Annotated in this window: 18 protein-coding genes; 13 read left to right on the top strand and 5 right to left on the bottom strand. The window is 57.8% G+C overall.

Annotation, left to right across the window (positions count from 1 at the left end):
- Positions 1 to 28 precede the first annotated feature (28 nt).
- Positions 29 to 1,768, bottom strand: a complete 1,740-nt coding sequence (locus tag GS636_RS11805) for a serine protease (RefSeq protein WP_171669600.1) — start codon at positions 1,766 to 1,768, stop codon at positions 29 to 31.
- Positions 1,769 to 1,974: 206 nt separating this feature from the next.
- Between GS636_RS11805 and GS636_RS11800 the strand changes: the two genes are divergently transcribed.
- On the top strand, positions 1,975 to 2,904 hold the full coding sequence (locus GS636_RS11800; protein ID WP_171234036.1) for a glycine--tRNA ligase subunit alpha: 930 nt from the start codon (positions 1,975 to 1,977) through the stop codon (positions 2,902 to 2,904).
- 8 nt (positions 2,905 to 2,912) lie between these two features.
- Here GS636_RS11800 and GS636_RS11795 read toward each other — a convergent pair whose 3' ends face one another.
- A complete protein-coding gene (locus GS636_RS11795; RefSeq protein ID WP_171669599.1) occupies positions 2,913 to 3,545 on the bottom strand; it encodes a MarC family protein in 633 nt (210 codons plus the stop codon).
- A 91-nt stretch (positions 3,546 to 3,636) separates the two neighbouring features.
- On the opposite strand from GS636_RS11795, the gene GS636_RS11790 reads away from it, so the two are divergent.
- The 9 genes from GS636_RS11790 (at position 3,637) to glmM (ending at position 15,907) form a co-directional block, all read left to right on the top strand.
- Positions 3,637 to 4,161 carry a DUF6446 family protein gene (locus GS636_RS11790; protein WP_171669598.1) on the top strand — a complete coding sequence of 175 codons (525 nt, stop codon included), beginning with the start codon at positions 3,637 to 3,639 and terminating at the stop codon, positions 4,159 to 4,161.
- A gap of 52 nt (positions 4,162 to 4,213) precedes the next feature.
- A complete protein-coding gene (gltS, locus tag GS636_RS11785) occupies positions 4,214 to 5,380 on the top strand; it encodes a sodium/glutamate symporter (RefSeq protein WP_253762771.1) in 1,167 nt (388 codons plus the stop codon).
- A gap of 9 nt (positions 5,381 to 5,389) precedes the next feature.
- Positions 5,390 to 7,609, top strand: a complete 2,220-nt coding sequence (glyS, locus tag GS636_RS11780; RefSeq protein WP_171669596.1) for a glycine--tRNA ligase subunit beta — start codon at positions 5,390 to 5,392, stop codon at positions 7,607 to 7,609.
- 90 nt (positions 7,610 to 7,699) lie between these two features.
- A complete protein-coding gene (locus tag GS636_RS11775; protein WP_171669595.1) occupies positions 7,700 to 10,240 on the top strand; it encodes a putative PEP-binding protein in 2,541 nt (846 codons plus the stop codon).
- A gap of 187 nt (positions 10,241 to 10,427) precedes the next feature.
- The gene (locus GS636_RS11770) at positions 10,428 to 11,066 is read left to right on the top strand and encodes a cell wall hydrolase (protein ID WP_171669594.1); all 639 of its coding nucleotides are present in this window, start codon (positions 10,428 to 10,430) and stop codon (positions 11,064 to 11,066) included.
- Between the two features lie 73 nt (positions 11,067 to 11,139).
- Positions 11,140 to 12,513: a multicopper oxidase family protein gene (locus GS636_RS11765; protein WP_171669593.1), complete on the top strand. Its 1,374-nt coding sequence runs from the start codon at positions 11,140 to 11,142 to the stop codon at positions 12,511 to 12,513.
- A gap of 101 nt (positions 12,514 to 12,614) precedes the next feature.
- Positions 12,615 to 13,535: a dihydroneopterin aldolase gene (locus tag GS636_RS11760; RefSeq protein WP_171669592.1), complete on the top strand. Its 921-nt coding sequence runs from the start codon at positions 12,615 to 12,617 to the stop codon at positions 13,533 to 13,535.
- A complete protein-coding gene (gene folP / locus GS636_RS11755) occupies positions 13,532 to 14,530 on the top strand; it encodes a dihydropteroate synthase (RefSeq protein WP_171669591.1) in 999 nt (332 codons plus the stop codon). The genes GS636_RS11760 and folP overlap by 4 nt, the downstream gene beginning before the upstream one ends.
- A gap of 33 nt (positions 14,531 to 14,563) precedes the next feature.
- The gene (glmM, locus tag GS636_RS11750; protein WP_171669590.1) at positions 14,564 to 15,907 is read left to right on the top strand and encodes a phosphoglucosamine mutase; all 1,344 of its coding nucleotides are present in this window, start codon (positions 14,564 to 14,566) and stop codon (positions 15,905 to 15,907) included.
- Here the strand turns inward: glmM and GS636_RS11745 are convergent.
- Both GS636_RS11745 and ilvC read right to left on the bottom strand, forming a co-directional pair.
- Entirely contained in the window at positions 15,904 to 16,806 is a 903-nt protein-coding gene (locus GS636_RS11745) for a DMT family transporter (protein ID WP_171669589.1), read from the bottom strand. The genes glmM and GS636_RS11745 overlap by 4 nt on opposite strands.
- Positions 16,807 to 16,940: 134 nt before the next feature.
- Positions 16,941 to 17,963 (bottom strand): ketol-acid reductoisomerase, encoded by a 1,023-nt coding sequence (gene ilvC / locus GS636_RS11740; protein ID WP_171669588.1) that lies wholly within the window; start codon positions 17,961 to 17,963, stop codon positions 16,941 to 16,943.
- Between the two features lie 131 nt (positions 17,964 to 18,094).
- Here ilvC and GS636_RS11735 point away from each other — a divergent pair, with 131 nt between their 5' ends.
- Both GS636_RS11735 and GS636_RS11730 read left to right on the top strand, forming a co-directional pair.
- Positions 18,095 to 18,550: an Lrp/AsnC family transcriptional regulator gene (locus GS636_RS11735; protein ID WP_171669587.1), complete on the top strand. Its 456-nt coding sequence runs from the start codon at positions 18,095 to 18,097 to the stop codon at positions 18,548 to 18,550.
- Entirely contained in the window at positions 18,547 to 19,005 is a 459-nt protein-coding gene (locus GS636_RS11730) for an Lrp/AsnC family transcriptional regulator (RefSeq protein ID WP_171669586.1), read from the top strand. The genes GS636_RS11735 and GS636_RS11730 overlap by 4 nt, the downstream gene beginning before the upstream one ends.
- Positions 19,006 to 19,011: 6 nt before the next feature.
- Here the strand turns inward: GS636_RS11730 and GS636_RS11725 are convergent, their stop codons facing one another.
- The gene (locus GS636_RS11725) at positions 19,012 to 19,713 is read right to left on the bottom strand and encodes a GntR family transcriptional regulator (RefSeq protein ID WP_171182720.1); all 702 of its coding nucleotides are present in this window, start codon (positions 19,711 to 19,713) and stop codon (positions 19,012 to 19,014) included.
- A gap of 234 nt (positions 19,714 to 19,947) precedes the next feature.
- Here GS636_RS11725 and GS636_RS11720 point away from each other — a divergent pair, with 234 nt between their 5' ends.
- The gene (locus GS636_RS11720) at positions 19,948 to 21,075 is read left to right on the top strand and encodes an aminotransferase class V-fold PLP-dependent enzyme (protein WP_171669585.1); all 1,128 of its coding nucleotides are present in this window, start codon (positions 19,948 to 19,950) and stop codon (positions 21,073 to 21,075) included.
- Positions 21,076 to 21,080 lie beyond the last annotated feature (5 nt).

The raw sequence follows: 21,080 nt of genomic DNA, 5'->3' as shown, positions 1-21,080 counted from the left end.
CGCTTGAATATTTGCAGTTGGCTGCGGTTTATTCCCAGCAGTGCACCAGAACCGTCATTCCTGTTGCGCGTCGGCTCAATTCATTGGGCGAAATCTGTGTGGTTTCCTCGCCCGACAGACCGGACACGCCAGCCTGAGCCAGAATTTCTGTCAGCCGCTCACCGGTGGCTGCCAGACTGACAGATGCAGGCAGACTGCGACCTTCGGACGGGGGCGGCAGCAACATGCCAACCACATTGCCGCTGTCATTAAACACCGGACCACCGGCATCACCGGGCAGCGCGCTTAGCGCCAGACGTTTGACACCAGCTTCACCGTTCAACCCGCGGACATCGGCAACTTGCCCAAATGTCAGCGTTGGTGCGCCCAATGCGCCCTGATACGAGAAGCCTGACACCGCGATGTCGGACTGAAGACGCGGCAAGGCCGGGCTGAATGCAGCCACGCTCATGGGCGCCAACGCCTTGGCCGGGCGCAGAACAGCAACGCCTACTTCGTCGTCTGCCACGGCAAGCCGCACCTCTTGATCGCCATCCAGTGTGATACGGGTGCAATTTTCGACAGCTTCCGAAACCGTCAAGACGGTTCCCTTGTCATCCGCAAAGAAACCCGAACGCGACAGGCGGGGCTTGCGGATCTGAAGGCCGGAAACAAGGTCAATGCTCTGCTCTGCGTTCAAACCTGCTGCAGCGTCAAGCACCGCGTCGGTGGTGTCAAAACTGGACGCCATAGCTGCCAAAACCCGCAAACGACGCGCTTCATCCCCTTCGGGCCACACCAGGGTGAACCCCTTAATCTTCCCATCGGTCAGACGCGCCTGTGTGAAGGACACAACCCCGTTTCCGCGCCCTTCAAGGGTGAAGCGATCTCCGCGCAGTTCACGCGGACCATTGAGGGGAACGATCTCTAGCGACTGCATGACCTCATACAGGGCCCGAAGCGTGCGCTTGTCGCCGTCCTGGCTGATCAAAAGCGCCTTGGCGTTCAAATCGGATGCGCTGTTGAAATGCACGAAAGGGGCCTCATACCGGTCAAAGCTGACGGCACCCAGCGGGAAGTCCATTGTGATCCCAGCTGCGTCATCGCTGTAGCGGGCCATGCCGACACTTGTCAGCGGCGCGTTATAGTCGTCCATCAGTGCTTTGCGCTGCGCGGTGGTCAGAACGCCAGTTGCTTCATATCCGTTAAAGCGTTGCCAATCTCCCATCGAGCGGCGCGTTCCCTGACCAAAGGCCCCGTCAATGGTCGAGTTATAAAACCCCGCCGCCTGCAAGGCCGTTTGCAGGTTTCTGCGTTCCTGCGCGGTCAGCAGACGTTCGGATTGCAAGGCTTGAGCCCGCGTTTCATCCGCGTCCTGAGTAGGCGCGATTGTCAGCGTATCTTCTGCCTGAGCAACTGGCGCAACCGGTGCCGCGACGGTGCCACGGTTCAGCACGTTTGCCCCAACAGGCCAGAATTGTTGCCCCAGTCCGCTGGAAAAGGCGATGAAACTGTCGCGGGGGATTTGACCCTCGGACCGATAGACCTGCAGCACCTGTTGCGCATCCGGGCGCGCATATGGGCCGACCACGATTGCATACCACCCGCTGTTCAGTCTGAAACCGTTCACATCAGGCAACGCAGACGCATAAGCCTGCGCCCGTTCCTGCGCTTCTTGCAGGGTTGGCTGGGCTTCAATTTGAACCCAGACGCCGGGGTCTTGCTGAGCGGATGCGGCGCGCAGGCCGACCACAAGAAATAATAGAATTGCTGAAAATACGCGTGTCATTGTCTGCCCGTGTTTTGCAGTGTTTGTGCTTTGGCGCAGGGTACGCGATTTCCAGTGCTAAATACCATGCCGCATGTACGGGGAATTTGTGGTGTGGCCGCGCAGATACAGCCATGGGGCAAAGCCCCGTTGACGCCCCTTGGCCCCTTGCATAGGAAGGGCCAAACCGACCGGAACCGGGCGTAAGGATGCCCAGAGGGAATGCCATGACCGAACCGAACAGCGCACCGCGTTCATTTCAGGAGATTATCCTGCGGCTTCAGACCTATTGGGCCTCGAAAGGCTGTGCGATTTTGCAGCCCTATGACATGGAGGTTGGGGCAGGGACCTTCCATCCTGCGACCACTCTGCGGGCGTTGGGATCCAAAGCATGGGCCGCGGCCTATGTTCAGCCGTCGCGCCGCCCGACGGATGGGCGATATGGCGAGAACCCGAACCGGTTGCAGCATTACTACCAGTATCAGGTGCTGATCAAACCCAGCCCGCCCGATCTGCAGGAGCTTTATCTGGGCAGCCTCGAGGCCATCGGCATCGACATGGATCTGCATGACATCCGGTTTGTCGAAGATGACTGGGAAAGCCCCACCCTGGGTGCCTGGGGTCTGGGTTGGGAAGTCTGGTGTGATGGTATGGAAGTCAGCCAGTTCACCTATTTCCAACAGGTGGGTGGTCATGATTGCGCACCTGTCTCGGGTGAACTGACCTATGGTCTGGAACGTCTGGCGATGTATGTGCTGGGTGTCGACCATGTGATGGACATGCCGTTCAACGATCCGCAATCCCCAAGCCCGCTGACATATGGTGACATCTTCAAACAAACCGAAGAGGAATACGCACGCTGGAACTTTGATGTTGCCAATACCGAGGTTCTTCTGCGCCATTTCGAAGAGGCCGAGGCTGAATGCGCTGCCATTCTGTCACAAGAGCATGATGATCCTAAAACCGGTAAGCGCATAATCATGGCGCACCCGGCCTATGATCAATGCATCAAAGCCAGTCACATCTTCAACTTGCTGGATGCGCGCGGGGTGATTTCGGTGACTGAAAGACAGGCTTACATTGGTCGCGTGCGGGCGCTGGCAAAGCAATGCGCGGATGCATTTGTTCAAACCGAGGCGGCCGGGTTCCAAGCCTGATGGGCCAATCAGGCCAGCCCCGGCAGCAGTGCTTTGAGGCCATCCGCGATCATACTGATCGCAATGGCCGACAAGATCATACCCATAAAGCGGCTCATGATCACACGCGCGTTGCCCGACAAACGTTCAGCCAACCATGCCGCATTCCAGAAGGTGACCAGCAAAAGGGCAACTACCACCAGGAATACGCCAGCAAAAACAATTGCTTCGGCGGGCTTTTCCACGTGATGAGCGTACAAGATCAAAGTTGTAATGGTTCCGGGCCCAACAAGAATGGGAAAGGCCAGAGGGTAAAAGGCGACGGTTTCCGCTGTGTGGTATTCTTCTTTCTCATCCTCGGTTCCGTGGTGCGACGTACTCTCGTTACCGTTGAGCATGTTGAAACCGATCATCAGAACGACCAGACCGCCCGCGACCCGCAAGTGATCGACCGTTATGCCAAACAAGCCAAGTGCCTGACTGCCGACGGCTGCAAACGCTCCACCCAGGATCAGGCAGTAGAGGGATGTTTTGATCGCAACTATGCGCTGATCAGAGGCGGACAGGTTCTGCGTGACACTCAGAAATACCGGCAGGTTCGTCACTGGATTCATGATGGCAAAAAGCGCGCCGAAAAATCCAACGGCAAGGGTGGTATCCATACGGTTCGCCTCGGGTCGTTCTGTTATGCGCTGAAATGTGGCCTATTTCTGAAAGACTTGAAAGTCCTTGCATGAAGGGAAGCATCGAAAGATGACTGGTAAAATTCTGGCGATCATCCTGCTATTGTCCGCAGCCCTTGCAGGCGCAGGCATGTATTACTTGCAGGTCTACGGGTATTATTACGATGTTGAACCCCGTCCGGGTGAGGATGTTGTCTTGTTGGCTGACGCAGCACAGCCGCCGGTTGCTATTCCTTATTCTTCGTTTCAGGCCATAGACGCAGACAGCTCTCCGATCCGATACCGCGCCTGTTTTGAAACCGATGTCGCGCTGGACGAGTTGCGGGCCACTTATCTGCCAGCAGAAGAGGCAACACCACTGACCGCACCGGGCTGGTTTGACTGTTATGATGCGGTGGGCCTGGCTGACGACCTGAAATCCGGCAAGGCCCAAGCCTTTGTTGGCCAGAAAAATGTGCATTACGGCGTTGATCGCATCGTGGCCATCACCCAGGACGGCAAAGGTTTTATCTGGCACATTCTGAACAATTGCGGCGAAAAGGCCTATGACGGTACGGTGGTCGGAGAGGAGTGCCCCCCGCGCCCCGAGAACTGAGGAACTTGCCTTGGCCGACGCAGTAACAATCCCGGATTTCATAACGGCGACCATGGGTTTTGCTGTCTATCTGCTGGGCGCGCAGATTAACAGCAGGGTTGCGATGCTACGGCAATTCAATATTCCTGAACCCGTTACCGGCGGGCTTCTGGCATCGCTTGTCGTTCTGGCCCTGTATCTGGTGTTCAACCTCGAACTGTCCTTCGAACTGAACACCCGCGATTCCCTACTGGTTCTGTTTTTCGCCGGGATCGGCCTGAATGCGCGGTTTTCTGATTTGATTGCGGGCGGTAAGCCTCTGCTCATTCTCCTGATTTTGACGCTCGTGACGATCATTGCGCAGAACGTGATCGGAGCGGCAGGCGCGTCGTTGTTTGGCTACCCCGCGCAAGCCGGCGTTCTGTTCGGATCCGCTGCGCTGATTGGCGGGCACGGGACCGCGATTGCATGGGCGCCAGAGGTTGCAACGGCAACCGGTTTGGAAGGCGCGACCGAATTGGGCGTTGCGGTTGCGACGTTGGGCCTGGTTCTGGCGGCTTTGGTCGGTGGCCCCATCGCGCGCCTGTTGGTTGAATCGCGCAATCTGACGCCTGATCGACCCGACGAGGAACACACGGTCGGGCTGCCCGATGATGAGCCAAAGCTTTCGGGCATCGACCATATCTCGATCATGCGCGTGCTGCTGCATCTGAATCTTGCGGTCATTTTTGGCTTTATATTGGGCGAGGCCATTGCCGCTGCTGGGCTGAAGCTGCCCTTGTTTGTGCCCTGCCTTCTGATGGGCATCGTGATTTCGAACCTGCGAACGGCCTTGGTGCCGTCCGCCCCACCTGTTGCACGGACGCCCTCGCTGGCTTTGATCTCGGAATTTGCATTGGGTGCGTTTCTGGCGATGTCCCTGATGAGCCTTCAGCTTTGGACAATTGCCGAATTGGGGATGGCGATAGCGGTTATCATGTCGGCGCAGACGCTGTTCACGGTTGTCTTTGTAATTTGGGTGCTGTTTCCGCTTATGGGTTCAAACTACCGCGCGGCGGTGCTGGCTGCGGGTTTTGGGGGCTTTGCTTTGGGGGCCACACCCACTGCAATTGCAAATATGACCGCCGTGACCAAGCGATATGGTCCATCGCCTATTGCCTTTATTGTGCTCCCCCTTGTATCCGCCTTCTTTGTGGATATCGCAAATGCCATCGTCATTCAGACGATCGTCAATTTCTAAGGACCAACAATGCCTGACCTGCTGATCGAACTGTTTTCCGAGGAGATCCCCGCGCGCATGCAGACCCGCGCCGGTGAGGACCTGAAAAAGCGGATCACCGATGGTTTGGTCGAGGCGGGTTTGACCTATGCCGGGGCTGCTGCCCTGACCACGCCGCGCCGTCTGACGCTGGCGGTCGAAGGTCTGCTGGCGGAAAGCCCCACCATTCGTGAAGAGCGCAAAGGCCCCAAGGTCGGCGCGCCGGACAAAGCCATCGAAGGGTTCCTGCGTGGCGCTGGCCTGACCCGCGACCAGCTGGAAGAGCGTGACACACCCAAAGGTGCGGTTTACTTTGCCACCATCGAAAAGGCAGGGCGACCAGCGGCTGATATTGTCGCTGAGGTGCTGGAAGCCACCATCCGCAACTTCCCATGGCCCAAATCCATGCGGTGGGGCAGCGGCCCTTTGCGTTGGGTTCGCCCGTTGCATTCGATCCTGTGCATCCTGAATGATGAGGCAGGCGCGCAAACCGTGCCGCTTGAGGTCGAGGGCATAGCGTCCGGGGACACGACCGCTGGCCACCGTTTCATGGCACCAAACCGGTTTTCGGTAACGTCGTTTGACGATTACGCCGCCCAATTGAAACGCGCATTTGTCGTGCTGTCGCCCGACGAACGGGCCGAGCATATCTGGAACGACGCCCAGAACATGGCCTTTGCCGCCGGTCTTGAAGTGGTGGAAGACAAGGGCCTTCTTGCAGAAGTCGCCGGGCTGGTCGAATGGCCTGTGGTGCTGATGGGGCAGATCGACGAGGAATTCCTCGAATTGCCGCCCGAGGTGCTGCAAACCTCAATGAAGGAACACCAGAAGTTCTTTTCCGTGAAGAACCCCAAAACCGGACGCATCGAGCGCTTTATCACCGTTGCAAACCGCGAAACCGCTGACAATGGCGCGACCATTCTGGCGGGGAACCAGAAGGTGCTGTCGGCCCGTCTGGCCGATGCGAAATTCTTTTGGGAGAATGACCTGCGCGTTGCCAAATCGGACATCGCCCAATGGACCCGCGCACTGGAGAATGTGACCTTCCACAACAAGCTGGGCACCCAGGCCGAGCGCATCGACCGCATCGCCGGACTGGCCCGCGAACTGGCGCAGGTAACCGGGGCAGATGCCGATCAGGCCGAGAAAGCCGCGCGTCTGGCAAAGGCCGATCTGAGTTCCGAGATGGTTTATGAGTTCCCTGAACTTCAGGGTCTTATGGGCCGCTACTATATCGAAGCCGCAGGCGAAGACGCCGCAGTGGCTGCCGTGGCGGAGGAGCACTACTCACCGCTGGGTCCATCGGACGACGTACCAACTGCACCGCTTTCGGTGACCGTGGCGCTGGCTGACAAGCTGGATACGCTGGCTGGGTTCTGGGCGATTGATGAGAAGCCGACCGGTTCGAAAGATCCGTTTGCACTGCGCCGTGCGGCGTTGGGAGTTATTCGTTTGGTGCCGGGTAACGATCTGCGCATCAGTTTAGACCGTTTCTTTGATAGCCAGTTAGTGCGGGCAGAGAACGCCATCAATGAGGCGCTGCCGGATGCAAATGTGCGCGACCTTCTGGAGGAAATTGCAGATCACGGTGTATTTGGCGGGGCTTTTCAGGCTGTCAAAGAAAGAATTGGCGGACCGCCTGCGGCGGCATTTCTTGAGTTAGAGGAAAAGGTTCCTGACGCATCCGATGACCTCCTCTCCTTCTTCCACGATCGTCTGAAGGTCTTTCTCCGCGACGAGGGCATCCGCCACGACATCATCGACGCCTGTATCGCGATGGAGGGGAATGACGACCTCAACCTGCTGGTCAAACGCGCTCGTGCTCTGAACGCAGTGATCGCGACCGAGGATGGCGAGAACCTCGTGCAGGGCTTCAAGCGCGCCAACAACATCCTGACGCAGGCCGAAGAGAAGGATGGCGTCGAATACTCCTATGGTGCGGATGTGAAATTTGCTGAGACGGACAGCGAAAAGGCGCTGTTTGCCGCCTTGGATCAGGCACAGGCGCAGATTGACCCCGCGCTCAAGGCTGAGGATTTCCCGACTGCCATGACCGCCATGGCCGCCCTTCGCGGGCCGGTGGATGCGTTCTTTGAGGATGTGCAGGTCAACACCGACAATGACATCCTGCGCCGCAACCGCCTGAACCTGCTCAGCCAGATCCGCACGGTCTGTTCCAGCGTGGCCGATCTGACCAAGATTGAAGGTTAAATCTCTGGGCGCGCGGCAATTGCGCGCCCAGAACGCCCTTGCGCGAAAGGCGCAAGCGCTTATGCTGCACGCAAACCAAAAGGTGCTGCAGTGCAGAATAATCCGCATACCACGCTCATAACATCCGACGCGCCGGTTACGGCCCATACCCATGGCGGGCGGGCCAAGTGCCTGCAACGTCTGGTCCGTCTTGAATTGCCTGTTCCGCGAACGGTCGCGCTGTCTTTTGACTCTGTGCACCAGATTGCCGAAGGCGAGATCCCGAACCTGGCCGCGATCCTTGAACAGTTTGACCCGGCGACGTTGCTATGTGTTCGGCCCAGCTCTGAGGACCCGGATTGGGGCGGACCCGGGGCAGTTCTGAACATCGGCATGAACGATGCACGCTATGTGGATCTGTCGGAAAACATGGGGGCCGAAGCGGCGGCAGCGCTGTATCTGAGGTTTGTACAAAGTTATGCGATCCACGTTGCACGCCTGGATCCTGATGTATTCGACGATATCGAACTGGACGGAAGCGAGGGCCTGCGCCTTTCGTTGCGGGCCTATGAAGATGAAACCGACGAAGCCTTTCCGCAAGACCGCGGAGAGCAGTTAATCGGCGTGTTACGGTCTATGGCACGGGCGTGGGATGGAACCTCGGCGCGCTTGTTGCGGCAGGCCAAGGGGGCACCGGCGGATGCCGGGCTGGGGCTGGTCATTCAGGAAATGATCCCCGGTGTCGGGCAGGGCGAATGTGGCTCTGGCGTTTTGCAACTGGTCGATTCCACAACCGGGATGCAGCAGATCACCGGTCGTTATCTGAGCCAAAGTCAGGGCCGGGATGCGTTGGGTGAAGATGTTTCCGCGCTGTTTCTGGAAAAAGACCCGCGTGGCCCATCGCTTGAGGAAGTTGCACCCGAAGCCTTTTCTGAACTCAAGCAACAGGCCGCTTTGATGCGCGCAAAACTGCGCGAAGAAATGCAGGTCGAATTCGTTATTCAGAACGGTGACGTGCACATCCTGGATGGCGTGCGCGTACAGCGCAGCGCTCGCGCGGCTATGCGGATTGCGGTGCGTCTGGCGGAGGACGGGATAATCCCGCCGCAAGAGGCGGTCATGCGCGTGGACCCTCATGCGCTGAACGAACTTCTGCACCGGCAGGTGCATCCGGATGCACGACGCGATGTTCTGACAACTGCCATTGGTGCTAGTCCCGGTGCATCGACCGGTAAGATCGTGTTCACCTCAGCTGAGGCGCAGGCAAGTGCCGCGCGTGGCGAAGCCTGTGTTCTGGTGCGTCGCGAAACTTCGCCCGAGGATGTGCGTGGAATGCACGCAGCTGTGGCCGTTCTGACAGAAAAAGGCGGGATGACCAGCCACGCAGCGGTGATCGGGCGCGGACTTGGGTTGCCCTGTATCGTCGGTGCGTCTGACATTCGGTTTCAGACCAAGAAGAAGATGCTGACAGCACCGGATGGTCGCGTCTTTAAAACCGGCGATGTTCTGACCATCGATGGCAGCTCGGGGCAGGTGCTGGCGGGGCAGCCTGCAATGCTCGAGGCGGCGCTCGACGACTGTTTTCAGACGTTGATGGCCTGGGCCGATGCAGAGCGCGACATTGATATTCGTGCCAATGCTGACACACCCGCCGATGCGCAGACTGCCCGGAATTTTGAGGCGCAGGGTATTGGCCTGTGCCGCACCGAACACATGTTCTTTGATCCCGGCCGTCTGATCGTAATGCGCGAGATGATCTTTGCACAAACCTCATCTGGTCGCGCGGCGGTGCTGGAACGATTGTTGCCGATGCAACGCGAGGACTTTGTGCAACTTTTCCGTATCATGGAAGGCAAGCCGGTCTGTATTCGCCTGTTCGACCCGCCGCTGCACGAATTTCTGCCCACGACCCGCAGCGGGCAAAGAGAATTGGCCGAAGCACTTGATCTGCCTGTTTCAGATGTCGAGCGCCGCGTTGCTGCCATGAGCGAATACAACCCAATGCTGGGTCTGCGCGGCGTGCGTCTGGGCGTAACCGTGCCGGAAATCTACGACATGCAGGCGCGCGCGATTTTCGAAGCAACGTTGGAGGCCCGGAAAAACGGGGCGGCAGTTGTGCCCGAGGTCATGATCCCTCTGGTTTCGGCAAAGCGCGAGGTTGAGCTGGTCAAATCCCGCATCGACTCGGTCGCAGCGGCTGTTGCGTCCGAGCAGGGGCAGGAATTCGACTATCGGCTGGGCGTAATGGTTGAAACGCCGCGCGCCTGTCTGCGAGCAGAAGAGATCGCCCCGCAAACGGCGTTTATGAGTTTTGGTACAAACGACCTGACCCAGATGACTTATGGCCTGTCGCGGGATGATGCCGGTCGTTTCATGTCAGCTTATGTGCGGCAGGGCGTCTTTGGCGAAGATCCGTTTCACGTCCTTGACCCGGACGGGGTGGGGGAGTTGTTGAAACTGGGGGCCGAACGCGGGCGCTCTGCAAAACCTGACGTGACCTTGTCTGTGTGTGGCGAACATGGCGGAAACCCCGAATCAATCGCGATTTGCCGGGATCTGGGGTTTGACTACGTGTCGTGCTCTCCGTTCCGGGTTCCGGTCGCTCGGCTGGCTGCCGCTCAACTGGCGATTTCGTCCAGACTTGGGGGTTGACAGAGCACGGTATCCCAAGGATTAGTGGGTTATCTGATCACTCGTGAGCGAATTAAATCTTCGCTACGGGCGGATTTTCACTTGCTTTTTCCGAAAGACTGGACCTTTGCGCTCGATTGCGCTAGATGCCTCGTCGCGCCCGCCGGGGGAGGGTATGGCGCGAGAAGTGCCTGTGCGAGGTTATCTGATGCTACGTTATATACTGGCTGCTGCCACTTTGGCGGCAACCATGCTGCCAAGTGCGTCCTTCGCCGAGAGGGAAGCAACCGAAACCGCAAAGCAAGAGCTTGTGGCCCGTAACGAATTGCCGGGTCAGAGCTTTCGTGACTACTTCAAGCTGTTCCAGCCGCGCAAAGCCGCGCCTGTCCAAGTGAGCTATTCCAAGGATTGGCTTGACCAGCAACCGAAAGCCACCGGTGACGAGAACTGGAAGTGCCTGTCTGAGGCACTGTACTTTGAAGCACGTGGTGAAAGCGTGCGCGGACAGTTCGCCGTGGCCGAGGTTATCCTGAACCGAGTCAAAAGCAGCCGCTTCCCGGACTCACTCTGTGGTGTAATCCGTCAGGGTACGGGTAAAAAATACCAGTGCCAGTTCACATACACATGCGATGGCCGCAAGGAAGTCATCCATGAAAAGAAAGCCTATGAACGCGTGTCAAAAGTGGCCCGTGCGGCGATTGACGGTGTAGCCAGAGAGCTGACCGAAGGGGCGACCCATTATCACACCACCGCAGTGCGCCCGTCCTGGTCGCGCGTTTACAAGCAGACTGCGCGGATTGGTGTGCACATCTTCTATCGCCACAACTATCGGACAGCGAGCAACTGATTGACGCACCCGCGCTGGAAGCTTGATGGCGCGGGGAAAGTTGCAGTCTATATTACGGGCCAGGAGGCCCGTAATGCTTTTTACACGAAGACACATTCTGAAAACGGCTGCTGCAGCCGCGACGCTGCCGCTTGCGGCACGGGCTGCTTTCCCGTCGCTTGAAGCGCGCGAAGCCCGGCAACGTGTTGCGCCCGACGGATTTCCTGACACAACAGTTTGGAGCTTCGATGGCTCTGTCCCCGGAACCACCATAAGAGTCGGGCAGGGCAGACGTGTTCAGCGCAAGCTTGTGAATCAGCTTCCCCAACCGACCTCGGTTCATTGGCACGGAATCCGAATAGAAAACGCCATGGATGGTGTACCCGGTCTGACGCAAGATGCGGTCGAAACGGGAGGTTCCTTTGACTATGACTTCGTCGCCCCTGATGCCGGGACCTATTGGTACCATTCGCATAACAGGTCAATCGAACAGGTTGCGCGGGGCCTTTACGGGCCGCTGATCGTGGAAGAGGCACAAACGCCAGATGTCGATCAGGACCTGATACTGATGCTGGATGATTGGCGGTTAAACCCGGAAACGGCGCAGATAACAGACGATTTCGACAACGGCCATGACCTGAGCCACGCCGGTCGGCTCGGCAATATCGTCACCGTAAACGGGTCGTTTGATCCGGCGTTTTCTGTGCAAAGGCGTGAACGCCTTCGACTGCGCTTGATCAATGCCTCTAACGCCCGGGTTTATGATCTGGATCTCGACGGTCTTTCAGGTTGGATCGCTGCCCTCGACGGCATGCCGCTGGAAACTCCGTTAAAACTGTCAGGATCGTTCCCATTAGCACCTGCACAACGTGCGGATCTGATTGTCGACGTCGTCACCGAAGGTGATACCGCCAGTCTCGTCAGTGTTGAACGGGATGGTGCCTTTGGTCTGGCGCGGTTCGACGTTACAGGCGACGCCGCAAAGGCGCAAAGGCAGAGCGTGTCAGCATTGCCGCCCAATCCTTTGCCGGAAATCAAGAATATGGAAGAGGCACCTTTGCACAGAATGGTTCTGCAGGGCGGCGCGATGCGATGGTTGGAAAGTGCGCGGCTCGGCGAAACCGAGTTGTCAGGCCGTGAGCTGGCACAGTTGGGTCGATTCTGGGCGCTGAACGGCCATGCAGAACGGCCCGATGATCCATTTCTGGATGCCGCTATCGGCAGCCTGCACAGGGTTGAGTTCGTGAATGAAACAGCCTTTCCGCACGCGATGCACTTGCATGGGCATCACTTCCGCTTGGTTCTGGGTGACGGCTCCCTTGGCCCTTGGCGTGACACCGTTCTGGTGGGGCGGGGGCAGACCCGCCAGATTGCGTTGGTTGCGGACAATCCGGGCGACTGGCTGTTGCATTGCCATATGCTGGGACATGCCGCATCCGGCATGATGAGTTGGTTTAGGGTCGCCTGACGCCGCAATCGGCGGTTGGAATGGCGCTTGTTTGAGTGCTATAGGCCCCGGCAAAGCCTATAGTAGGCAATCTTTGTAACGAGCCCGAAAAGGCCTGACCCATGAGTTCTGAAATCCGCCTGGCATTTGCACACCCCTCTGAGAGGTCCGAGGCGACTTCTCCCCGAGGACCGCTGGATCGCATTTCGCTGCGCGATCACATCGTTGAAGTCGAAATCGGTGCCTTTCAGGCCGAACGGGGCACAACCCAACGGATTTGCTTTAACATCGTGGTCGAGGTGCGCCCGCTGACTGCCGATATTGACGACGACGTTGATCGGATCCTGTCCTATGACCGGGTCACCGAAGCCATAGCCTTTGAATTGGCTGCAGAACGCTTGAACCTGCTCGAGACGCTGGCGGAACGCGTGGCGGAACGCATTCTTTTTGAACCTCAGGCCGTAAGGGTCTTTGTTCGCATCGAAAAACTGGATCGCGGTCCGGGGGCTTTGGGTGTTGAAATCGTACGCGGGAAGGACTCGGTCCATCACGAAGTGGTCGAAGAAGAACGCCCGCATCCGCGTCTAGTTTACCTGTCGAACGAAGCCGTTTCCTCAGACAATCTGACCGGTTGGATCGATCAGTTGGAGAACCGCCAGCGCCCGTTGATCCTGTGCGTCGGAGCGTCGGATCTGGACGCGCCCCAAACTGGCCACGCGATGACGCAGCGCCGTATCGATTTGCTGGCCATTGAACAGAATGCATGGGTTCTGGCGGCACGAGATCACCGCTGCGTGGTGGTTTCGACCCGGACGGAACTGGATTGGGCGATGAAGAACGGACAGATATCTGTTTGGGCCCCGTCCAAGATTGTGTTGGATGCGGTTGACGGTCCTTCTGCTGCGCCATCTGATGCTGTGGCCCTTGCTGCCTGGTTCGCAGCAACCTTTGAAGCCAGCGAAATGCTGGTGATCGGCGGCGCATTGCCAAAAGAACCCAAAACGCCCTTGCGCGCGGTTGCCGTGGATCAGGCTCAGCTGTGAGCACCTATTACAGACCACTGGTTCAGCATGGCCCTGTACGCCCTGTAGGCGCCGTGCCGCTGGCGGGTCAACCGCTTTGGTTCACCCATGTTGAAGCCTTGCGGCGCGGGGCGGACCCTGAGGTTATTGCGGTATCAGAGGTTCCGTCTGACTATCTGGGCCGTTTGACCCAAGCGCGGGCAAACATTGCGGGCTTGGACATGCAGGTGCCGCATATCATGGGCATTCTGAATGCCACGCCGGACAGTTTCTCGGATGGAGGCGTCCACAGCTCGGCAGAAGCCGCGCGTACGGCCGCCGCAGATATGGTCGCGCAAGGGGCCACGATTTTGGATATTGGTGGGGAATCTACCCGCCCCGGCGCTGATTTTGTGCCAGCTGACACAGAAATCGCCCGCACACGCCCTGTGATCGAGGCGATCCGGGCTGAAACGGATGCTCTGATCTCGATCGACACGCGCAAGGCCAATGTGGCCAAAGCTGCCTGCAATGCCGGGGCCGGGTTGGTGAACGATGTTTCAGGCTTTACCTTTGATCCAGATCTGGCACCGTTTTGTGCAGCACAGGGCGCCCCGGTTTGTGTCATGCACATGCAGGGCGATCCGGCCACGATGCAGGACAATCCGCATTACGACGATGTTTTGCTGGATGTGTACGACTTTCTGGAAAACCAGATTGCACTGCTGGAAAATTTGGGTCTCAGCCGCGATCTGATCATTATTGATCCCGGCATCGGCTTCGGCAAGACCGAGGATCACAATCTGACCCTGCTGCGCAATCTCAGCCTTTTTCACGGTTTGGGCTGCCCGATCCTGCTGGGCGTGTCGCGCAAAGGTTTCATTGGTTCGATCGGGCAAGAGCCACGCAAGACTGCGCGCGCGCCGGGATCAATTGCCGTGGCGCTGGCAGGATTGTCTCAGGGCGTGCAAATCGTTCGCGTGCACGACGTGGCCGAGACCTCTCAGGCCTTGCGCCTATGGGCTGCTGTCCGGTAATCCGGTCTCACGACAAATCACGGAGTGACACGTATGCGCAAGCTGTTCGGAACCGACGGGGTGCGGGGCACCGCCAACACGCATCCGATGACGGCGGAAATGGCCTTGCGCATCGGGGCTGCGGTTGGGCGGTACTTTCGCCGTGACGCAACCGGTGTGCACCGGGTTGTCATCGGTAAGGATACACGTCTGTCCGGTTACATGCTGGAAAACGCGCTGACGGCTGGTCTGACCTCGACGGGTATGAATGTGCTGCTTCTGGGGCCCGTACCAACGCCTGCCGTTGGTCTCATGACGCGGTCCATGCGCGCTGACTTGGGGGTCATGATCTCGGCCAGCCATAATCCGGCAGAAGACAATGGCATCAAGTTTTTTGGACCCGATGGCTATAAGCTGTCGGATCAGGCCGAGATCGAGATCGAACGGTTGATCGACGAAGGCGTCCAGCCTGCTCAGGCACGAAATATCGGCCGGGCGCGTCGTGTCGATGATGCGCGGTTCCGCTATGGTGAGCGTGTGAAATCCTCCTTGCCGCGCGACGTCAGTTTGGATGGTCTGAAAGTGGTCATCGATTGCGCAAACGGCGCGGCCCACCGCACTGCGCCCGAGGTTTTGTGGGAACTGGGCGCTGATGTCATTCCGGTCGGTGTCGCGCCCAACGGCAAGAACATCAACCTCAATTGCGGATCCACAAAACCGCAACTGGCCGCAGAAACGGTTGTGGCCCACGGTGCAGATGTTGGCATCTGTCTGGATGGCGATGCGGACCGGGTTGTTGTGGTCGACGAAACCGGTCAAGTGGCTGACGGTGATCAGCTTATGGCGTTGCTTGCGACGGCATGGAAGAGGTCGGATCAGTTGAAGGGCGATGCTCTGGTGGCGACGGTAATGTCCAATCTGGGGCTAGAACGCCATCTGTCAGGGCAAGGGTTGCGTCTGGAGCGCACAGCTGTTGGCGACCGCTATGTGGTCGAGCGGATGCGGGAAGGTGGGTTCAACTTGGGTGGCGAACAATCCGGCCATATCGTGATGAGCGATTATGCCACCACTGGTGACGGGCTTATGGCGGGCCTGCATTTTCTGGCTGAAATGGTTTTGTCGGGGCGCAAGGCTTCGGATTTGTCGAAACAGTTTGAAACGGTGCCGCAGTTGCTGAAAAACGTGCGCTATACCAGCGGGCAAACTCCGCTAGAGGTTCAGAGTGTTCAGGCCGCCATCGCAGATGCCGAAGCGCGGCTGAACGGGCAGGGTCGGCTGCTGATCCGCAAATCCGGGACCGAACCGCTGATCCGCGTCATGGCCGAGTGCGAAGACGACGGGTTGCTGACTCAAGTTGTCGATAGCATCGTAGCCGAGGTTGAAGCCGCCACGGCTTAATGCCCGAACAGAACCTTGCGCAGGCTGAACCATTGGCTGATCGCCATGCCGGTCAGGATCAGGCCCAAGGCAATGTAAAAGCGCAGGGGCAGGGCCTCGGACAGGATCCATGCGCCGAACACCATCGACCAAATCGGTACTTGATAATTCACCAATGTCAGGAAAACCGATCCGGCGCTGCGGGTGATTGAAACGCGCAGAAGGGTGGCAAAAGCGGTTGGGACCAATCCCAACACAATCAAGGCGATTGTCGGGCGTGGTCCTTGCCACGTCGGCAGACCTTCGGTGAGCAGCATGATCGGTAACAGAAGTATGGCCCCGACCACCAGTGTCAGGGCCGCCAGCACTACGGGATCGACCGGGGGGCAGCGCCGGGTCATCACAGAAGAACTGGCGTAACACAGTGCCGCAGTGATACAGGCCAATTGTGCCAACGGTTCCGCCCCTTGACCCAACTTTGCAAGGCCGGGGCCGATCAGAACCAATGCGCCTGAGAACCCAAGGCACACCCCCAGAAAGCGGCGCAGGTTCAGCGGTTCATCCGAGAAGAAATGCGCAAGCGGCAGCACCATCAACGGGATTGCGGCCATGGATAGACCTGCAAATGCCGAGGGCACAAATTGCTGTCCCCAACTCAGCAACATGAAAGGAACGGCTGTGGACAAGACACCGATTAGCACAATCGAAGTGCTGAGCGCTGGTGTCAGAACTGGCAGTTTGCGACCGGTCGCCCACATCAAAAGCAGCAGGGTCACAGCGCCCAGCGTCGTCCGAGAGGTCGCAACTGTGATCGGGCCATAGCCTTCAAGCGCCATGGCAACGACCATGAATGTCGCGCCCCAGATAAGGCCCAGCGTAAAAACGCCGCTCCAGTCCTGTTTTGTTGGCTGTGGCACCATTTGTTCGTCCTGCTGCGGCTGCGTGAAACGGAAAAAAGGTTAATCTGACCGGGTGTTTATGTGCCGCGCCGCTTTTTTGTGCAAACGAAAAAGGGCGACCACCGGGGCCGCCCTTGTGCTGACAGAGGTCAGACTTAGTTCTTTTCTTTGTCGACCATTTTGCCGGCCGAAATCCACGGCATCATGCCGCGCAGTTTCGCACCGGTTTCTTCGATCATGTGCTCGTCATTGGCGCGGCGCGACGCTTTGATGGTCGGCTGGCCAACAGCGTTTTCCAGCATGAAGTCGCGAACGAATTTACCCTGCTGGATGTCGTTCAGAACCTCTTTCATGCGCGCTTTGGTTTCGTCGTATTTCAGGATACGCGGGCCGGTGACATACTGGCCGTATTCGGCGGTGTTCGAGATCGAGTAATCCATGTTGGCGATGCCGCCTTCGTAGATCAGGTCAACAATCAGCTTCACTTCGTGCAGACACTCAAAATAGGCCATTTCCGGCGCATAGCCGGCCTCGACCAGAGTTTCAAAGCCGCAGCGGATCAGTTCGACCAAACCACCGCACAGAACGGCTTGTTCACCAAACAGGTCGGTTTCGCATTCTTCGCGGAAGTTGGTTTCGATGATGCCCGAGCGACCGCCGCCAATTGCCGAGCAATAGGACAAGCCGATTTCCAGCGCTTTGCCTGTCGCGTCATTGTCAACGGCGACCAGGCAGGGCACGCCGCCGCCTTTGGTGTATTCGCCACGTACGGTGTGGCCGGGGCCTTTGGGGGCCATCATGATGACGTCGACGCCGTCTTTCGGCTCGATCAGGCCGAAGTGGACGTTCAAGCCGTGAGCGAACGCGATCGCAGCACCCGGCTTGATGTTGTCGTGGACGTATTTCTTGTAGGTTTCAGCCTGCAGCTCGTCGGGCATGGTGAACATGATGACATCACACCAGGCTGCCGCTTCGGCGATGCCCATGACTTCCAGACCTTCCGCTTCGGCTTTCTTGGCCGAAGGCGAGCCTTCGCGCAGGGCGATGACCAGGTTCTTGGCACCCGAGTCACGCAGGTTCAGCGCGTGGGCGTGACCTTGCGAGCCATAGCCCAGGATGGCCACTTTTTTGTCTTTGATCAGGTTGATATCGCAATCGCGATCGTAATAGACGCGCATTTCGCCGGTCCTTTCAGGTTAGATTGCGGCGGTTTTACATGCCTGATCGTGTGTTGGCGATAGCGTTGGGCTTGAGTATTTGAGAAAAAGGTGAAGAATAATTCGCCAATAGTGACAAAAGTAAAAAAATCATGCTTGATGACATTGACCGGCGTATCTTACGCCACTTTCAGGCCGCGCCTAGCCTGACAACATCGGAATTGGCTGATCTGTGCCGGATCAGCGCCGGGGTCTGTTGGCGGCGGATCGAAAAGATGCAGGCGGCCGGGATCATCCAGGGACAAGAGGCCGTGATTGACTGGACTGCCATGGGTTATGCGGTCGAGGTTTCGCTTCGGATCACGCTGGACAAGACACAGGCGCGGGCCTTTGACGAGTTTACCGAGGCCGCGCGCGATGTGGCCGAGGTGGTTGAGATCCAGACCTTTCTGGGACGCGTGGATGTACGCCTTTCGGTCATTGCCAAGGACATGAACCACTACCAACAGCTGTATCGCGACCGGATTCTGACCTTACCCCATATTGCCGACATCGAAGCGCTGATGCATATCGCGCGGGTCAAACGGGATGAGGTGCTGCCGGTATGATCGAGTTGGACGAAGTTGACCGCCGCTTGCTGCGCGCTCTGCAGCAGGACGCGACACAAAGCGCGGGTGCTTTGGGGCGCAGGTTTGGATTGTCTCAACCCGCCACCTGGCGGCGTATACGCCGGTTAGAAGAAGCAGGGATCATCAAGGGGCGGCGTTTGCGCCTGAACGCCGAGGCGCTTGGCTTTGGGGTAACGGTGTTTCTGGGTGTGAAACTCGGGCGAAAAGGTCAGATCAGCCTTGAGGACTTTGAGCGCGCCGTAAGTGCCATTCCCGAGGTGCAGACTGTCGAGCATGTTCTGGGCTTATATGATTATCGCCTGCGCGTTGCCGCACGGGATCTATCTGATTTTGAACGTGTGTTGCGGCGCCGGATCATGACCTTACCCGGTGCAGGGGATGTCGAGGCAAACGTTTTGCTGAGCGAAGAACGCTTGCCCGGACCGCTTGGTTGAGATGCCTCAGTATTTTGTACGGACGCAATACCCCGGATGGTGGGTCATACGGGCGAACGTCAAAGGTTTATCCTCTTTCCACGTGGTGCGTTCCATCTGAATCATGGAGGTGCCCGTTGTGGTGCCCATAAACTCTGCCAGTTTTGCGTCGGCCGAGATCGCGCAGAAGGCGATTTCGGCCTCGGTGAATGGGGCTGCGTGCAGTAGCCATTCATGCGGCCCGTGTCCGCTCAGGTCAGCGGTTTCCACATCCGGGACCGCGTCGATATTGATCCAGCGCTCTTCCAACTGAAACGGTCGGTTGTCCGCGTAGTGCATACATGTGACATGCAGAACGCGCATGTCATTGGGCAAATCCAATTGCGAAGCTAACCAGCCGGGGCTTTCCACGACGTTGCGCTCGACTAAAGCATAGCGATAGGTCGCGTTTTGGCTTTCAACCATTTGACGGGCCAGAGAAAACTCAAGCTTGGCGTGTTTGCTTGGTTCTTTCTTGACCCGCGTTCCGCTTTTGCGTTTGCGCTCAACAAAACCCTGTTCGGCCAATTCCCTTAGGGCGCGGTTCACAGTGGCACGCGCGCAATTGAACTCTTCGGCCAATTGCGTTTCGGTTGGTAAAAGCGATCCTTGTGGCCAGACGCGGCTTTCAATACGCCGTTTAACTTCGTCTCGAACGGACTGGAAGCTTATCCGCTTTTGTATAGTCACGGGTGGAATTATCCCTTCAAGTATAAAGTGTGTGCATCTGTTCAGAAGCAAGCAGAAGTGTAAAGGGGAAGGTGACACTACTTGGCGTCATTTATGGGTGTTTCAGCAGGATCTGGCGCAGCATTTGTGATTAAGCGCAGCATGCCGTTGCGTCACCTTTTTTGTCGCGAAAGTGCTTTACGGAGGCTGGCAAAGAGATCAGGTTCTCGAAAACGTTTTTGGAAAGGATGAGGAATGCCAGCGTTATTGGATACCGTTGACCCGAACGGGCTTGAAGAGTTTTCGGTGGTGTTCACCGACCGCTCGCTGAACCACATGTCGCAGAAATTCCAACAGGTCATGCGGGACATCTCGGACATGTTGAAAGAGGTGTATAACGCTGAAGGCATCGCTGTCATTCCCGGCGGTGGCACCTATGCTATGGAGGCCGTAGCCCGTCAGTTTGCGCGGGGGGCGGATGTTTTGGTGGTTCGGAACGGGTGGTTCTCGTACCGGTGGAGCCAGATCATCGAAAGCGGATCCCTGACGCAAAGCGCTACAGTTATGAAGGCCCGTCAGACAGGCAACTCCAGCCCGTCGCCCTTTGCGCCAGCCCCCATTGAAGAGGTTGTCGAAGCCATTCGGTCGCAAAAACCGGGCGTCGTGTTTGCCCCGCATGTTGAAACATCTGCCGGTGTGATTTTGCCTGATGATTATGTGACCGCTTTGGCAGCGGCCGCGCATGAGGTTGGTGCGCTGATGGTGTTGGATTGTATCGCATCTGGGTGCGCTTGGGTGGATATGCGGGCGACAGGCGTCGATGTTCTGATTTCTGCCCCCCAGAAAGGGTGGAGCGCATCGCCTTGTGCTGGCCTTGTCATGCTATCCGAGCGGGGCGAAGCTCGTTTACAGGAAACAGACTCCGACAGTTTTGCAGTGGATCTGAAAAAGTGGCGTCAGATCATGCAGGCCTATGAAAATGGCGGTCATGCTTATCACGCAACGATGCCGACCGACGCGTTGTTGGCCTTCCGCGATACCATGGCAGAGACCAAAGATTACGGGTTCGAGAAACTGCGTGAGGCGCAATGGGCTCTGGGTGACGGTGTGCGGTCCATGTTGAAGGACAAAGGCATCGTTTCAGTAGCTGCAGATGGTTTTGGCGCGCCCGGCGTTGTCGTCAGCTATACTTCGGACCCCGACATTCAGAACGGCAAGAAATTTGCGGCGTTGGGGATGCAGATTGCTGCTGGCGTGCCCCTGCAATGTGATGAGCCCGAAGGGTTCAGCACCTTCCGTCTGGGTCTGTTCGGGCTGGACAAACTCTACGATGTGGATGGGACCATCGCGCGTTTGAAACGGGTGCTGGATCAGGTTCTGTAAACTGA

This window comes from Ruegeria sp. HKCCD4884, from assembly GCF_013110855.1.
GTDB lineage: Bacteria > Pseudomonadota > Alphaproteobacteria > Rhodobacterales > Rhodobacteraceae > Ruegeria.
The sequence above is the reverse complement of the archived record's forward strand: the minus strand, read 5'-3'. Positions and strand labels throughout refer to the sequence as shown.

Excerpts from the sequence above, each read along its gene's own strand:
- GS636_RS11805 (WP_171669600.1), bottom strand. The coding sequence starts at position 1,768 with ATGACACGCGTATTTTCAGCAATTCTATTATTTCTTGTGGTCGGCCTG.
- GS636_RS11800 (WP_171234036.1), top strand. The coding sequence starts at position 1,975 with ATGACCGAACCGAACAGCGCACCGCGTTCATTTCAGGAGATTATCCTG.
- GS636_RS11795 (WP_171669599.1), bottom strand. The coding sequence starts at position 3,545 with ATGGATACCACCCTTGCCGTTGGATTTTTCGGCGCGCTTTTTGCCATC.
- GS636_RS11790 (WP_171669598.1), top strand. The coding sequence starts at position 3,637 with ATGACTGGTAAAATTCTGGCGATCATCCTGCTATTGTCCGCAGCCCTT.
- gltS (WP_253762771.1), top strand. The coding sequence starts at position 4,214 with ATGGGTTTTGCTGTCTATCTGCTGGGCGCGCAGATTAACAGCAGGGTT.
- glyS (WP_171669596.1), top strand. The coding sequence starts at position 5,390 with ATGCCTGACCTGCTGATCGAACTGTTTTCCGAGGAGATCCCCGCGCGC.
- GS636_RS11770 (WP_171669594.1), top strand. The coding sequence starts at position 10,428 with ATGCTACGTTATATACTGGCTGCTGCCACTTTGGCGGCAACCATGCTG.
- GS636_RS11765 (WP_171669593.1), top strand. The coding sequence starts at position 11,140 with ATGCTTTTTACACGAAGACACATTCTGAAAACGGCTGCTGCAGCCGCG.
- GS636_RS11760 (WP_171669592.1), top strand. The coding sequence starts at position 12,615 with ATGAGTTCTGAAATCCGCCTGGCATTTGCACACCCCTCTGAGAGGTCC.
- glmM (WP_171669590.1), top strand. The coding sequence starts at position 14,564 with ATGCGCAAGCTGTTCGGAACCGACGGGGTGCGGGGCACCGCCAACACG.
- GS636_RS11745 (WP_171669589.1), bottom strand. The coding sequence starts at position 16,806 with ATGGTGCCACAGCCAACAAAACAGGACTGGAGCGGCGTTTTTACGCTG.
- ilvC (WP_171669588.1), bottom strand. The coding sequence starts at position 17,963 with ATGCGCGTCTATTACGATCGCGATTGCGATATCAACCTGATCAAAGAC.
- GS636_RS11735 (WP_171669587.1), top strand. The coding sequence starts at position 18,095 with ATGCTTGATGACATTGACCGGCGTATCTTACGCCACTTTCAGGCCGCG.
- GS636_RS11730 (WP_171669586.1), top strand. The coding sequence starts at position 18,547 with ATGATCGAGTTGGACGAAGTTGACCGCCGCTTGCTGCGCGCTCTGCAG.
- GS636_RS11720 (WP_171669585.1), top strand. The coding sequence starts at position 19,948 with ATGCCAGCGTTATTGGATACCGTTGACCCGAACGGGCTTGAAGAGTTT.